13 protein-coding genes are annotated in these 14,649 nt (G+C 35.4%); 2 read left to right on the forward strand and 11 right to left on the reverse strand.

All coding sequences use genetic code 11. From position 1 onward, the window contains the following. Positions 1-10: 10 nt before the first annotated feature. The 6 genes from NU09_RS03430 to NU09_RS03455 are packed head-to-tail and all read right to left on the reverse strand — an operon-like array spanning position 11 to position 5,558. Entirely contained in the window at positions 11-1,045 is a 1,035-nt protein-coding gene (locus NU09_RS03430; protein ID WP_129749857.1) for an o-succinylbenzoate synthase, read from the reverse strand. After that, complete coding sequence (locus NU09_RS03435; RefSeq protein WP_129749858.1) at positions 1,045-1,722, reverse strand: metal-dependent hydrolase; 678 nt, start codon at positions 1,720-1,722, stop codon at positions 1,045-1,047. The genes NU09_RS03430 and NU09_RS03435 overlap by 1 nt, the downstream gene beginning before the upstream one ends. Positions 1,723-1,749: 27 nt before the next feature. After that, positions 1,750-2,652, reverse strand: a complete 903-nt coding sequence (locus NU09_RS03440) for a 1,4-dihydroxy-2-naphthoate polyprenyltransferase (protein ID WP_129749859.1) — start codon at positions 2,650-2,652, stop codon at positions 1,750-1,752. Positions 2,653-2,681: 29 nt separating this feature from the next. Further along, positions 2,682-4,196: a PH domain-containing protein gene (locus NU09_RS03445; protein ID WP_129749860.1), complete on the reverse strand. Its 1,515-nt coding sequence runs from the start codon at positions 4,194-4,196 to the stop codon at positions 2,682-2,684. Further along, positions 4,186-4,728, reverse strand: a complete 543-nt coding sequence (locus NU09_RS03450) for a PH domain-containing protein (RefSeq protein ID WP_129749861.1) — start codon at positions 4,726-4,728, stop codon at positions 4,186-4,188. The genes NU09_RS03445 and NU09_RS03450 overlap by 11 nt, the downstream gene beginning before the upstream one ends. Beyond that, positions 4,716-5,558 carry a 1,4-dihydroxy-2-naphthoyl-CoA synthase gene (locus NU09_RS03455; protein WP_129749977.1) on the reverse strand — a complete coding sequence of 281 codons (843 nt, stop codon included), beginning with the start codon at positions 5,556-5,558 and terminating at the stop codon, positions 4,716-4,718. Before NU09_RS03455 ends, NU09_RS03450 begins: the two co-directional genes overlap by 13 nt. 237 nt (positions 5,559-5,795) lie before the next feature. Between NU09_RS03455 and NU09_RS03460 the strand changes: the two genes are divergently transcribed. Further along, on the forward strand, positions 5,796-6,992 hold the full coding sequence (locus NU09_RS03460; RefSeq protein ID WP_129749862.1) for a serine hydrolase domain-containing protein: 1,197 nt from the start codon (positions 5,796-5,798) through the stop codon (positions 6,990-6,992). Positions 6,993-6,997: 5 nt separating this feature from the next. Here NU09_RS03460 and ygiD read toward each other — a convergent pair whose 3' ends face one another. From ygiD to NU09_RS03480, 4 genes are read right to left on the reverse strand one after another with little or no spacing between them, the layout of a single operon-like run. Next, complete coding sequence (gene ygiD, locus NU09_RS03465) at positions 6,998-7,828, reverse strand: 4,5-DOPA dioxygenase extradiol (protein ID WP_129749863.1); 831 nt, start codon at positions 7,826-7,828, stop codon at positions 6,998-7,000. A 9-nt stretch (positions 7,829-7,837) separates the two neighbouring features. Next, positions 7,838-8,671: a S1 RNA-binding domain-containing protein gene (locus tag NU09_RS03470; RefSeq protein ID WP_129749864.1), complete on the reverse strand. Its 834-nt coding sequence runs from the start codon at positions 8,669-8,671 to the stop codon at positions 7,838-7,840. A gap of 50 nt (positions 8,672-8,721) precedes the next feature. Next, entirely contained in the window at positions 8,722-10,377 is a 1,656-nt protein-coding gene (menD, locus tag NU09_RS03475) for a 2-succinyl-5-enolpyruvyl-6-hydroxy-3-cyclohexene-1-carboxylic-acid synthase (protein ID WP_129749865.1), read from the reverse strand. Between the two features lie 42 nt (positions 10,378-10,419). Further along, complete coding sequence (locus NU09_RS03480; protein WP_129749866.1) at positions 10,420-11,025, reverse strand: glutathione peroxidase; 606 nt, start codon at positions 11,023-11,025, stop codon at positions 10,420-10,422. Positions 11,026-11,112: 87 nt separating this feature from the next. On the opposite strand from NU09_RS03480, the gene NU09_RS03485 reads away from it, so the two are divergent. Continuing rightward, positions 11,113-11,430: a potassium channel family protein gene (locus NU09_RS03485; RefSeq protein WP_129749867.1), complete on the forward strand. Its 318-nt coding sequence runs from the start codon at positions 11,113-11,115 to the stop codon at positions 11,428-11,430. Positions 11,431-11,460: 30 nt separating this feature from the next. Here the strand turns inward: NU09_RS03485 and ccsA are convergent, their stop codons facing one another. Next, positions 11,461-14,634, reverse strand: a complete 3,174-nt coding sequence (gene ccsA / locus NU09_RS03490; RefSeq protein WP_129749868.1) for a cytochrome c biogenesis protein — start codon at positions 14,632-14,634, stop codon at positions 11,461-11,463. Positions 14,635-14,649: the final 15 nt, after the last annotated feature.

The following is a 14,649-nucleotide window of genomic DNA, read 5'->3' on the forward strand; positions in this document are numbered from 1 at the left end:
CGGCTTAAAGTTACAAATTTACATTCCAGCTAAGTTCTTTATTATAAATTAATTGTCCCTGTTTTACCTCCAGAGGACAATCAAAGTTATTGGTGTATAATCCGCCGGTTCCTAATCCCTGCGGCATAGGATTATTTAAGGTAAATGTCCATTGTGCTATAGCGTTAAGTCCAATGTTACTCTCCAATGCAGATGTTATCCACCAGCTGATATCGTATTTTTCGGCTAATTCAATCCATTCCATGCTACCTTTAACCCCCCCTACAAGGCTGGGCTTTAAAATAATGTATTGTGGCTTTATTTTTTGTAACAGACTTTCCTTGTTTTCTTTGCCAAAAACACCAATCAGTTCTTCATCAAGAGCAATAGGTAGCGGAGTCTCTCTACATAACTCAGTCATACTATCTGGTTGATGCTGTTTAATTGGTTGTTCAATGCTATGTAATTGAAATTTTGATAATTGATTTAATTTAACTAATGCTTCACTTGAGGTAAAAGCACCGTTAGCATCAACCCTTATTTCAATTTGTTTAGCACTAAAATTACCTCTTATAAATTCTAAAAGAGCTAGTTCTTTTGTAAAATCGATAGCGCCAATTTTAAGCTTTATGCAATTGAAACCCTGCTTCAGTTTATCCTCAATCTGCTCCTTCATAAACTGCTCTTCCCCCATCCATACAAGTCCGTTTATGGGAATGTTTTCTTGTCCGGAAGTAAATTGAGAAGGGAAAAGTAAAAATGGATTTTCTGACTCAAGTGACTGAAAAGCCATTTCTACGCCAAACTGAATAGATGGAAACTCAATAAGTTCATCCCATAGTTTATCCTTGCCTAATCTGATATTTTCACAAACCCATTTAAGTTTCTCTTCATAATCGGGCCGGTCATCAATACTAAGGCTTCGAAGTATACCACACTCCCCTATTCCGGTTTTGCCATTTTCTTCTAAAATGAGAAACCAGGTTTCTTTTTCAGTAAGAACGCCCCGCGAAGTTCCGCTGGGGCGTTTAAATTTTAATATATATTTTTTGTATGAAGCCTTCATTATAATTCTAAAGATCCACCTATTTCCAAAAGCATTAAATCTTTATCCTTATCATAGAATTTCTTTTTGGCATCTTCATGATCAATCTTAATGTAGCCAAAAGTATCATAATGATATCCCAGTACTTTATCACATTCAAGGAAGTCTGAAGCTATTATGGCATCTTCAACATCCATTGTAAAGTTGCTACCTATAGGTAATATGGCTAAGTCTAACTTTGTTCGAAGCGGAATCAATTTCATATCATAAGTAAGTGCCGTATCTCCTGCAATATAAATATTTTTATGCTCACCTTCAATTACAAAACCACCCTGATTACCACCATAAGTACCATCAGGGAAAGAGCTTGAGTGGATAGCTGTAACATATTTTACTTTACCAAAATCAAAATTCCAGCTTCCTCCATGATTCATTGGATGCGTTTTGAAACCTTTCTTTTCGTAATATCCGGCAATCTCGGCATTAGAAACAATTGTAGCGCCTGTGTTTTGTGCAATAGCCTCTACGTCAAGAATGTGGTCTCCGTGAGCATGGGTGATTAGAATATAATCAGCTTTAAGCTCCATGATGTCAATGTGTTTAGCCAGTTCGTTTGCCGTAATAAAAGGATCGACAATTATATTTTTGCCTCCTACTTTTATTCCAAGGCTCGCATGTCCGTAATATGTTATCTTCATAATTTTATAGTTGTATGTTGTCTATTTTTAAAACTGTAAAACAATACTAAGTAAAACCGACAATAAAAAAGTACCTAAGGCTACCTTCTTCAGTTCCGGATCCAGTTCACGGGGAACAGTATTTTTGCTAACTGTTTTTATGTGAAGTAAAAACGGAACATAAGCTATTAAAAACAGGTACTGTAGTGGTTTAAAGTTATACAAGATAGCAAATAGAAGTGTTAAAAACAATGCCGTTAAGATTATTGTATAATGATATATCTTAGCTTTTTTAGCACCCATTTTTACTACCAGTGTGTTTTTACCTGACATGGCATCGGAAACCTGATCGCGCATATTGTTTAGGTTTAATACGGCTACACTTAACAAGCCTATCGATATTGCAGGTAGTATAATTAAGACATCAAGCTGTCTTGCAAATAAGAAATAGCAACCCAAAACACTTACCAGGCCGAAAAAGATAAATACAAACAAATCCCCCAATCCTTTATAACCGTAAGCCGAATTACCAACAGTATATTTTATGGCTGCAGCAATTGCCGCCAATCCTAAAAAGAAAAAGAATAGTGAGTACGTAAGGTTCTCTTTACCAAAAGACAAGTAAATAAGCATTACTGCAGCCACAAGGGTTAATAATGATGTTATTATAATACCCTTTTTCATAGCACCAACAGTAATAGCACCACTTTGTATAGCACGCTGAGGGCCAATACGATTTTCGTTGTCGGTACCTTTTACACCATCACCATAATCGTTTGCAAAGTTTGAAAGTACCTGTAAACCTAAAGTAGTTAGTAATGCGAAAGCAAATATGCTCCAGTTTTTCATTCCTTGTGAAAAAGCATAAAAACTACCAACAAGTATTCCGGATACTGATAATGGTAAAGTTCTTAATCGTGCGGCTTCAAGCCAGGCTTTTGCGTTTGCCATTTATATAGTCAAAAAAATTAATTTTAATATTACATCCAGTTCTTATCGGTTGTCTCTACCTGATACAGCCAATAATTAACCAGTCCCTTAAGCTTTGTGTACCCTGTTAATCCAAAAGTAAGGTTACCACCAGCCGTATGCAAAGTTACGATTCCTATATCAGGATTTTTATGCCAAAAGTACTGTGTAAGGCTAACTCCCTGTATTTTGTGAGGTGCCAGTATCTCTGTGCTTATATCCCAAGCTCCGCTTTGTTTGATAATGAAATTATTATTTACAAAGAGTTTGTAGTTTCTGAAAGAAAAGAAAATAATAATGCTTACAAAAAGTATATATACAGCAAGGAACATTACATAATCTATCATTTCCGGAGACAGGTAAACTAAAAAGAAATAAATTCCTGAAGGGATAAGAATTGCTTTTACGATCTGAAATAGTACTTTACGTATATTAGGCTTTAAACCAAGCCCCTTTTCAGGTATTTTACCTAAAAGGAACTGCATCAGGGCATCTTTTTCACTATCATTACAACCGGGTATTTCTATAGCCGATTTTAAATGGTCTTTATTAGATGTCTGGTTGTATGCCTGACGTATTCTAATATCCTGTATTTTTAGTTTCTTCTGAAAGAAGTTTCTCCCAACAGCAAGAATCTGTACCTTTTCAGGGCGAATAATAGTACTTTTAGTATTTATTAATCCGAAAGAAAGTAACAGAGAGTTTTGTTTACGAGTGATTTTAAAATCAAAGTACTTGATAATGGTGCGTAAAAGGTTTACTACCAATGTAAGTACTAATATGATAATAACAATAGTAGTTATAAACCTAAGGAATAACTCGGCGTTTATATATTCCTCTAACGGATCTTCTTCATAACCTGTTGCCTGAATTATATCTTCAATATATTGATAAATAGAGATAAAAAAGGCAAAAAGTAAGGCAAAGCTACGTGTGTAGTTTGATGTAATACCTGTTTTTAAAAGCGTAATAAAGCTTATTTGGATAAAAGGATATTCCTTTTCGTACTGTCTTATCTTTAACTCACCTTCTCTAGAAATATCACTATTTTCAGTAACTTCATTTTCGTTTTCCAGCAATCTTTCCTTAAGTAAAAGTGCCAGATTATGATCGATAGCCCTAATAGACACCTCCTTTTTGCTACTACCCGCAGTATCAACTTCTAAAGCATAAACATTAATTATCCTTTGTATAAGTGACTGATTAATGTTTACCTGCTGTATTTTATCTAAAGGGATTGCGAGCCTGCTTTTGTTTAAAATTCCTTTACGGATAACAAACTCTTCATTTTTCTCATCAAGAAAGAAAGTAAAATTCAGGTACTTAAGGTAAGCTATGATGCCGACCAAAACGATAATGACTCCGGCTCCTGCTAAAACAGAGAGTTTATTAAGTTCTTTAAACCTAAATATCCAAACAATAAGTATAGGCCATAAAGCACGTATTGCACCCTGAAAAGTGTCGGCAAACATAACCACAACACCTACTAAAGACTGTCGTTGCGGTTTACTGAAATCACTCTTCATTTGCGTTCTCCTGCTTTAATATTTTACCAACCAAAAGCTGTTTTATATTTTCAGCCTGTTGTTTTTCTATGCCTGATATTTTTATGTCACTACTGTCGCCGCCCGCAGTAAATACTTCTACTGAAGCAAGTCCGAATTTTCTGGAAAGTATACCCTCGTGTAAAGCAACGTGCTGTACCCTGTTGTAAGGGATAATTGTGACTGTAGTAGAGATAACGCCACTTTTGTAAATTACATCGTGATTACGAAAAGCAAATCCCCTGTTTTTAAAACTTAAGTTGGTAAGTACTATACTTAAAAAAAGAAAGACAGTATATATTATAATTGCAGGGATTATATAATCCCTGGTCTGTTCTATAAAATATAAAGCTGAGCCACCCGCTATAGCAATTATTGTATAAACAAGAGCTACATTAAAAAACATTATTTTTCTGTAATCAGGCTGTAATACAGTAAGAGCTGCTTCCTCAAATTTAGGTAAGGAAGCAGTATCTATAACATTATTTTCAAATTCGTTGTTTATGGTATCCATTTGATATCCCTAAAGTTAGGCTTTCTTTTTTCAAGGAAAGCATCACGGCCTTCTTTAGCCTCTTCTGTCATGTAAGTTAAACGGGTAGCTTCTCCTGCAAATACCTGTTGCCCTACCATTCCGTCATCAGTAAGGTTAAAGGCAAACTTAAGCATCTTAATAGATGTTGGAGATTTATCTAATATTTCCTGCGCCCATTCATAGGCAGTATCTTCAAGTTCAGCATGAGGGATAACAGCATTTACCATTCCCATTTCATAAGCTTCCTGAGCCGAATAGTTTCTTCCTAAAAAGAATATCTCACGGGCACGTTTCTGTCCTACCATTTTGGCCAGGTAAGCCGAGCCGTATCCACCGTCAAAACTGGTAACATCCGCATCAGTCTGTTTAAATATTGCATGTTCTTTACTGGCAAGGGTAAGGTCGCAAACTACATGGAGGCTATGCCCTCCTCCTACTGCCCAGCCAGGAACAACAGCTATAACCACTTTAGGCATAAAACGTATTAAACGCTGTACTTCAAGAATATTAAGCCTGTGCATACCGTCGTCACCTACATAACCCTGATGTCCGCGTGCTTTTTGATCACCGCCGCTACAAAATGAATAAACCCCGTCTTTAGAAGAAGGGCCTTCTGCAGAGAGTAACACTACCCCTATTGAGGTATCTTCCCTGGCATCAAGAAATGCTTCAAAAAGTTCGCTCGTGGTTTTAGGCCTGAAAGCGTTCCTTACATCCGGTCTATTAAAAGCTATACGGGCAACGCCGTTACATTTTTTATAGGTTATATCTTCAAATTCCTTTACGGTTTTCCAGTCTATAGTACTCATGTCTGTATAATATTTCCCGTAAAAATAAGCCATTTTTTGCATTTGCCAATAAAATTACCTAACTGAAAAAAGGTATACTCCATAAATTACTTTATCTCAAAAACTTAGGGGTGCTGTATAATAAAACTGCTATTTAAAGTGTTAACCTTGATAAAAAAGAAGGGTAAAAAAGTTTCAATTATTTATATTTGCGCTTCCACGCTTTTTCCTCACATATAGAATACACAATTATAAAGAATGAAGTTTTTAAGATTTATACCTTTTATACTATTATTTACTACAGCGACATCATGTAAAAAAGAGAAGCCTGTAATAGCCCAACATGTAAAAAAAGTAGAAAAGGATACTGTTTTAAGAATTAAACCTCTTAATATAAAATTAAACAAAGTACCACAAAGCTATATCAACTCTAAAAAAGCCGGTATTGATAATTTTTACAATCATATATGGCCTAAGGATAATTTAAGCGGAGGTTTTCTGGTTGCAAAAAATGGGGAAGTATTATATGAAACTTATGGAGGATTGGCGAACAGAAACACTAAAGAAGAAATCGATTCACATACACCGCTACACCTGGCTTCGGTAAGTAAGGTTTTAACTGCTGCTGTTATACTTAAGCTTATTGACTTTAAAAAGCTGGAACTGGATCAAAAGGTAAACGCTATACTTCCTGAATTTCCTTATGAGGATATTACCATAAAAATGTTGTTAAATCACAGAAGCGGACTGCCTAATTACGCCTATTTTTGTGATGACAGTAAGATTTGGGACCGTAGTATGCTGCATAATCAGGATATTCTTGATCTTATGGCAAAACACAAATTTGATCTTTACTTTAAACCGGACAAAAAATTCGGTTATTGCAATACTAATTATGCTATGCTGGCTCTTGTAATTGAAAAGGTCACGAAGATGAATTACAGGGATGCCATGAAAAAGATAATTTTTGAACCTCTTGAAATGAACGATACTTATGTGTTTAATTATGAAGAGGATAAAGAAACTGCCAGCCGTTCTTATAAAGGCAATAACGTACTATACGGTTTTGATTTCCTTGACGATGTATATGGTGATAAGAATATCTATTCAACTCCAAGAGACTTACTTAAATTTGATATGGCTACCTATTCTCACGACTTTTTAAATCCTGAGCTTGTAAAACAGGTTTTTAAAGGTTATAGTTATGAGAGTAAGGGAGTTAAGAATTACGGCTTAGGTATTCGCCTTCGTGAATGGAAAACCGGTGAAAAACTGTTTTACCATAACGGATGGTGGCATGGTAATACTTCATCCTATGTTACCCTTAAAAAAGATACGGTAACTATTATAGCCCTGTCTAATAAATTCAGCTATAAGCCTTATAAGGTTTCTAAACTGGCTCCTTTGTTTGGTGTATACCCAATGAAAGATGCCGATGAAGATTTGTTTGATTAATTGGTCTAACCAATTTTTACCGAAGTCATATTAAGGGAACCTCCCACCATTTTATCATTAAAGAAGCTTAAATCGTCTTTATTATCCTGTAATCCCAAAATGTACATTAGCGGATAGTAGTGATCAGGCGTTGGTATAGCCAACTTAGCTGCTTTATTCAGATTTTCATAATCTATCAGGGCTTTATGGTTTCCGTCAGTTATCTTTTCCTTAAAGACATTGTTCATTTCTATGGCCCAGTCAAAGCCATAATCAGGTTCGTTTAACTTTTTCCAGTCAATCATTCTAAGATTATGAACCATGTTTCCACTACCAATAATCAGTACGCCTTTTTTACGTAATAAAGAAAGTTGTTTAGCAAGCTCATAGTGATAAGAAGCAGGCTTGCTATAATCTATACTTAACTGTAATACCGGAATATCAGCATTAGGGTACATATGCCTTACTACTGTCCAGGTACCATGATCTAATCCCCAATCGTGGTCTAAACCTACCTGTGTGCTTGTAATAAGTTTTGCTGTTTCTTTAGCCAGTTCAGGATTTCCTTTAGCAGGATACTGAACATCAAACAATTTCTGAGGGAAACCGCCAAAATCGTGAATTGTTTTTGGGTCTTCCATTGCTGTTATGTGTGTTCCTCTGGTAAGCCAGTGAGCAGAAACTACAATAACAGCCTTTGGGCGGGTCATCCCTTTCCCCATTTTAGACCATGTTTGTGAGAACTCATTATCCTCTATGCCATTCATAGGAGAACCGTGACCAATAAATAATACAGGTAATTTTTCATCCTGTTCGTTAAGATTATCTGTCCAGTTTTTAAAATTATGTAATGACATAATGTTGAATTAGTCTTTTATAAGATAAATACCGTCTTCTTTTATTTCAATAAGCCTTTGTTTATATAATGAACCAATTGCCTTTTTAAAAGCTTTTTTACTCATCTTAAGAACCGATTTTATGTCTTCAGGATGGCTGTCGTCAGTAAGACGTAAAAAACCTCGACTATCACGAAGCTCTTCAAGTATCTTTTCGGCATTAGGCTCAATACCTTCAACTCCTGCTTTTTGTAAAGAAACATCTATCTTATTATCAGGTCTTATGGCTTTAATAAATCCATTCACACGATCACCTGTCCTAAGCTCTTCATATACTTCATCTTTATAAAGAAGCCCTTTATGTTTACCATTGATAATTACATTAATACCCATATCGGTAATATGAGAAACAATAAGGTCAACTTCCTCTCCTACTTCAACAGAAAGCTCTTCATTATCAAGAAAACGACTTAGTTTACTGGAACCTACAAGTCTGCCTGTTTTTTCATCAATATACATATGGATTAGGTAACGCTTGCTTTTTTCCATTGGTCTCGCCTGCTCCCTAAAAGGCACAAACAAGTCCTTCTCAAGACCCCAGTCAACAAAAGCACCGAATTTATTAATATAACTTACTCTTAAATAGGCAAAATCATTAAGGGTTATATAAGGTTTTAAAGTAGTGGCTACCAGCCTTTCCTCATGGTCAAGATATACAAATACAGCCAGTTCATCACCTATTTCAAATTTGCGTGGCACATACTTATTAGGAAGCAGTACATCTTTACTACCATCTGTTAAATACAGTCCTACACTGGTATCTCTTTCTATCTTAAGCGTATTATATTGTCCTATCTCTATCATTTGAGCTATTATATGTTATAAATGTACGAAGTTTTGCGCTACAAAACTCTTTAAGTCAGTGCTTTAAAATATTCTTTAAGTATTTTGTCATTGAGCTTTACAGGAGTAAATATCTCCAGTATTTTTGGTTGTCCCGAATTACTGAAGAAACTTTCCAATTGACTTTCCAGTTCGGGTTCATTAGTAGCAGTATGGTATTCAAATCCAAACATTTTAGCTAAATGCTCTGCGGTCTGATTATGTTCAGTTTCAAAATAGGTATTAAATACCTGATTTTCCTGATGTCCCGGTAATATCCTAAAGATACCGCCACCTCCGTTATTAATAAGTATGATTTTAAAATCTTTTGGAATATAGCTGTTCCATAATGCATTACTGTCATAAAAGAAGCTAATATCTCCTGTAAGCATTATGCTTTCTTTACCACTTGCTAAAGCTGCGCCAATAGCTGTTGATGTACTGCCGTCTATACCGCTTGTACCTCTGTTACAAAATACTTCTACGGTAGACTTTATATCAAAAAGCTGCGCATAGCGTATTGCTGAACTGTTGCTTATCTGCAACTGACTGTTGTCCGGTAAAGCCGGTAATAATTTCTCAAATACTTTAAAGTCGCTAAACGGAATATCGATAAGATATTCATTATGTTTAAGTTTTCTGTAGGCTTTTACTTCCTGAGCTCTTTTGTTATAACTACTTTCAACATAATGAGTAGCAGGTAAAAAACGGTTTAGAAAAGCGTTTGGTTCTGCTATAAAATGCTTGGTTAAAGCATCAAAGGTATCATAAGCCCTTAAAGTATCTATATGCCAATGTTCGTGTGGTTTGTATGTCCTTAAAAACGCCTTAATACGCTTTGAAACTACCATCCCCCCAAAAGTCAATAGTATTTCCGGGCTAAATGCCTTAAAATCTTCGTCTGTAAAAGGAGTTATAATAACATCAATACTGTTAAGGAAGTTTTTATGATGTAAGTTTGAGGTTGTTTCAGTCATTACAACTACAGAAGGATCTTCTGCCAAACGTTCAATTATGGCAGCATCTATTGAGTTAGGATCATTAACACCTACCAGTACCAGTTTCTTTTTGGCTATATTCCATTTTTCAACATAAGGACTTAAATCCTCTGCAAAATGGTTTTCAAAAGCAATATCCTGAATGTTTGGAGTAACAGATAATTCTTCAACCACATCATATAAAGGCTCTTCAAAAGGAGCATTTATATGCACAGGACCCTTCTCACTAATAGCTTTTTCTATAGCTACATTTATCTTATTGTCGTTCTCGTGAGAAGCCTCCTCCAACAGGTTCGCTGAATAGATAATATGATTGGCATAAACATTTTCCTGACGGATGGTTTGTCCGTCACCTATATCAATTTTATCATGAGGCCTGTCGGCAGAGATAACTATTAATGGTATCTGACTGTAAAATGCTTCGGCCACGGCAGGATAATAATTCAGCAATGCCGATCCTGAAGTACAAACTACAGCAACAGGCTTTTTAAGCTGTTGTGCCATACCTGTGGCAAAAAATGCAGCACAGCGCTCATCGGCAATACTGTAGCATTTAAAAGCCGGATTATTAGCAAAACCTATGGTAAGAGGTGCATTACGTGATCCTGGGGATATTACAATATCAGTAACGCCTTTAACCCTGCATATTTCAATAATGCTTTGGGCTAAAGGTATTTTAGGGTACATCATTTAAGTCGTTCTTTATTATGCGGAAATTAAGCCAAAGGCTTATTATGATTTGATCCAGTTTACAATTTCAGGATCTTTAGGCGTAGTACGCGGACTAACAACCTTTACAAGTTCGCCATTCTCGTTGATAAGGTACTTTTGGAAATTCCACTCCACTTCGCTATCCTGAAGTCCGTTTTTACTTTTTTCTGTAAGGAAATGGTAAATTGGAGCCATATCATCTCCTTTTACAGATATTTTAGACATCATTGGGAACGTAACCCCGTAGTTTTTCTGGCAAAATGACGCGATTTCTTCGTTAGAACCAGGTTCCTGACTTGCAAAGTTATTTGCCGGGAAACCTACAATAACAAGTCCTTTATCCTGATATTCTTTGTAAAGCGCTTCAAGTTCTTCATACTGTGGCGTAAGTCCGCATTTAGAAGCTGTATTTACAATTATTACTTTTTTCCCTTTAAGGGTTGAGAAGTCAAAATCTTCACCGTAAAGGTCTTTTACTTTAAACTTATATATGTTTTCTTTAGACATGGATTCTGTATTTTCTATGGTTTGAGCAGTCTTGGTAGTTCCTGCTATTTCTTTCTGAGTGCTGTCTTTACAACTTATAAAAACGATTAGCCCTAAGGCCAGTACTACAATTTTTTTCATGATTTTATTTTACTGTAAAATTAAATAAAAAATCGGTTAAGCTAAAGAATTCAGTATATTTAAACTTATAATACAACATTATAGCCAATGTTTTTTTTTCATACCATATTCAGTTTCTTAAAAAACAGGGAGTATAGGGATCTTCTCTATACTACAGCAATAATTTTAATAATAGGAACAGTATCTTACCATTACATAGAGGGTTGGGGTATTATAGATTCACTATATTTTTCTGTAGTTACATTAACGACAATAGGTTTTGGTGATTTTTCCCCTCAAACAGATCTTGGAAAAATTTTCACCATTATTTACATCATTTTGGGTATAGGTATTATACTTCAGTTTATAAACACAGTACAAAACCATTACAGTGAAAGCCGAAACAAACGACATAAAAAGCATTAAAAAAGCCCCTTATTTAAGGGGCTTTTAATTTTATTTGTTTTTTCTTAAATGTTTCCAGTACTGAACAAAAGAGAATCCTCCAAGAATGAAAACTCCCAGAGCCATCCAGAAGAAATACATTGGGGTCCTCACCTCTCCGCTCGCATAAGAGTGTAATCCCGTAAGATAGAAATTCACACCAAAATAAGTCATTAATATAGAGGCATAAGCCAATACACTAAAGAAGTTGAATATCCATAGTCCTCTTAATTTTGGTACAAAACGCATGTGTATAACAAACGCATAAACCATGATACTTACCAAAGCCCAGGTTTCTTTCGGGTCCCAGCCCCAGTAACGTCCCCAACTCTCATTTGCCCATTGTCCTCCAAGGAAGTTGCCAATAGTTAACATTACCAAACCAACGGTTAAAGCCATTTCATTGATATATGTTATTTCCTTGATGTTAAGGCTCATTATCTTCTTGTTCTTACTATTAGTAGACAGCATTAATAACATAGACACAAGACCCAGAACCATACCTAATGTAAACGGACCGTAGCTACCTACAATTACTGCTACGTGAATCATTAACCAGTAAGAGTTTAGTACAGGAACAAGGTTACCTATTTCAGGGTCTGTCCAGCTTTGGTGTGCTACCCAAAGTACTATTGCAGCTACAAATGCTGTTGCAGGTACCGTAAGTTCTGATTTACGCCCAAATGCCAAACCAAAAAACATTGTTGACCATGCTACAAATATAACCGACTCATAAGCATTACTCCACGGCGCATGCCCGGATACATACCAACGTGCAATAAGTCCGGCGGTATGTAATACAAATAAAACTATTGTTATAACATGGAAAGTCTTAACGGTTGTATTTATCCATTTTCTGGAATTAAATATTTTAATTATTACAAACACAAACATTAAAATCCCTACACATGCATACATTTTGTAAAGATTTTTAAAAATATCATATTTATTATATGCTATTTCAGCACTCACCTTATCGTCACTAGGCATTACTTTACCTCCAAATTTATGCTGATAATTTGTAAGTCCTTCTACCACACTGTTGGCCAGAGTATAATCTTTATCCTGAGAGGCCTTTTCTATTGCCTGTACATAGAAAGGTAATATATTTTTGGCCTTTTGTAAATCTTCATTTTTAATTTCTCCGGCTTCATTATAAGACACCCATTTATTATTAGGATCGTTAGGCACAGGAAATACTTTCAGGACACTTCCGCTAAGGGCAGAATATAAAAGGTTTATTCTTTTATCAATATCCATATAGTCCTTATCAAACTGATTAGGTACTGTTTCCCTGTAAGCTCTTTCTAAGGTTTTGGAAAGCTTGTAATTACCCTGTTGATCGAAGAAATCTGCCAAAGCAGCATACTCAGCATCTTTTTCTAATCCGGCTACAATTCTAAGACTGTCATTATTTCTCTTCAGATAAATAATAGGTACATTATACCAAACTTCCGGCAGGTGAGTTATAGATAAAAATACCTGATCGGCATTCAGATCCTTGTAAGTATCTTTTTTACTCACTTTCCTTAAAAGTTCTGAAGCAAAAGTGTTTACAGGCTTCATCCTACCTCCGGCATCCTGTATAATTACACGACCAAATTTAGCAGCATGTTCCTTACTTACTTTATAAGTACTTATTATAGAATCAAGTTGTTTTTCATTGGGAACCTCATGAACATGTTGAGAATATCCTGTAAAGCCCAGTAAAAGTAATATCATTAAACTGATTGCCTTAGCTTGTTCTGCTTTTTTAGCTCTTACCTTATCAAGCTTTCTTTTAAGATCGCCAAAGCGTGTATCCTTAGTAAATAATATTCCCATCAAACCTAAATACAGTAAAAAATAACCTATATAACTGATCCATGTTCCCCAAAAATCGTGGTTAACCGATAGTTTAGTCCCTTTTTCATCCGGATCAAATCCGGCTTGGAAAAAGCGATAACCTCTGTAGTCCAGTACATGGTTCATGTAAATACGGGTGTCAAAAGTGTTTTCTTCTTCTTTATCTAACACAGTCACTTTACTTTCAAATGAAGCATAGCTCGATTCTGTGCCTGGGTACTTTTCTGCTATGAAATCATTAAGCTTTATATCAAATGGAAGTTCGTAAGTTTTACTGCCATAAATAAGGGTATATTCAAGACTGCCTATTTTTATTGATTGTGGTACTCCCATTTTTTGTTTACCTCCTAAAAGAGTTACATCCTTCTCTACCCCTTCGTTTTTAATAGTAACCGTAAGGGCAGCATCTTCTTTGGTTTTATAGTCTTCGTTAGATATGTAAATCATTTTTCCTTTTATAGGAGCATCAGGAAATACAAATTGAGATCCTGCAACATTATATAGGGATCTGAACATTAACGGCTGTATTGAATCAGCATAAACAACGCCCTCCATTCTGTCTGCCATTCGCATAAAATTACCTCCAAAAGCAGAGTTAATTGTATAAATATCCTGAACAGAATTAATGTTTACCGCACCTTCTGTTGGCTTGTTAAAAGCAAAAAGGATATTATGAATACTTTGAACCTCACCTTCTTTAAGGTAGTGCTCATGACGGCCACCGTCTCCGGCTTCTACCATTTTAATATAGTTTACACCGTCTTTATCTTCAACTATGGTATCTTTAGCCCCAAGTAAAAAATCTTTGTATTCTATTGAAAAAGGAGTTTCGTCAAATTTTTCGTTTATAGTGAAATGATTACTTCCCAACATTCCTATAAACCAAGGCTTATCGCCTTCGGGAGTCATAAGGAGTTCTTTAGAAAAAGTCCTTCTTCTCATCTCTCCCTTATACTCACCATCAACAAGAACAGTAAGATATGTTTTATCAGAATAGAAATGATTCTCAGTCTCCCCTTCCCTTATCGGCATCATTCCTTCATAACTGATATAACGTGTAACAAAAGCCCCCAGAATAATTAATATAAAAGAAAGGTGAAGCAGTAATGTAGCCCATTTTTCTTTTTTATGAAGCTGGTAGCGTTTTATATTACCTATAAAGTTAATTATGAAAATAATCATAATGACTTCAAACCATCTTGCGTTGTAGATATACAATCTTGCAGTTTCTGTATTGTATGCGTCTTCTATAAAAGTGCCTATTCCCATAGCAGCTGCAAAAACTATAAAAAGAACGGCCATTAAGCGTGTAGAAGAAAGGAAGGAGAATACTTTATCCATGTTAGAGTGGAAAAT

Origin of the sequence: Flavobacterium beibuense, from assembly GCF_004151245.1 — a bacterium.
In the GTDB taxonomy this organism is placed as follows: Bacteria; Bacteroidota; Bacteroidia; order Flavobacteriales; family Flavobacteriaceae; genus Flavobacterium; species Flavobacterium beibuense_A.

Excerpts from the sequence above, each read along its gene's own strand:
- NU09_RS03430 (WP_129749857.1), bottom strand. The coding sequence starts at position 1,045 with ATGAAGGCTTCATACAAAAAATATATATTAAAATTTAAACGCCCCAGC.
- NU09_RS03435 (WP_129749858.1), bottom strand. The coding sequence starts at position 1,722 with ATGAAGATAACATATTACGGACATGCGAGCCTTGGAATAAAAGTAGGA.
- NU09_RS03440 (WP_129749859.1), bottom strand. The coding sequence starts at position 2,652 with ATGGCAAACGCAAAAGCCTGGCTTGAAGCCGCACGATTAAGAACTTTA.
- NU09_RS03445 (WP_129749860.1), bottom strand. The coding sequence starts at position 4,196 with ATGAAGAGTGATTTCAGTAAACCGCAACGACAGTCTTTAGTAGGTGTT.
- NU09_RS03450 (WP_129749861.1), bottom strand. The coding sequence starts at position 4,728 with ATGGATACCATAAACAACGAATTTGAAAATAATGTTATAGATACTGCT.
- NU09_RS03455 (WP_129749977.1), bottom strand. The coding sequence starts at position 5,558 with ATGAGTACTATAGACTGGAAAACCGTAAAGGAATTTGAAGATATAACC.
- NU09_RS03460 (WP_129749862.1), top strand. The coding sequence starts at position 5,796 with ATGAAGTTTTTAAGATTTATACCTTTTATACTATTATTTACTACAGCG.
- ygiD (WP_129749863.1), bottom strand. The coding sequence starts at position 7,828 with ATGTCATTACATAATTTTAAAAACTGGACAGATAATCTTAACGAACAG.
- NU09_RS03470 (WP_129749864.1), bottom strand. The coding sequence starts at position 8,671 with ATGATAGAGATAGGACAATATAATACGCTTAAGATAGAAAGAGATACC.
- menD (WP_129749865.1), bottom strand. The coding sequence starts at position 10,377 with ATGATGTACCCTAAAATACCTTTAGCCCAAAGCATTATTGAAATATGC.
- NU09_RS03480 (WP_129749866.1), bottom strand. The coding sequence starts at position 11,025 with ATGAAAAAAATTGTAGTACTGGCCTTAGGGCTAATCGTTTTTATAAGT.
- NU09_RS03485 (WP_129749867.1), top strand. The coding sequence starts at position 11,113 with ATGTTTTTTTTTCATACCATATTCAGTTTCTTAAAAAACAGGGAGTAT.
- ccsA (WP_129749868.1), bottom strand. The coding sequence starts at position 14,634 with ATGGATAAAGTATTCTCCTTCCTTTCTTCTACACGCTTAATGGCCGTT.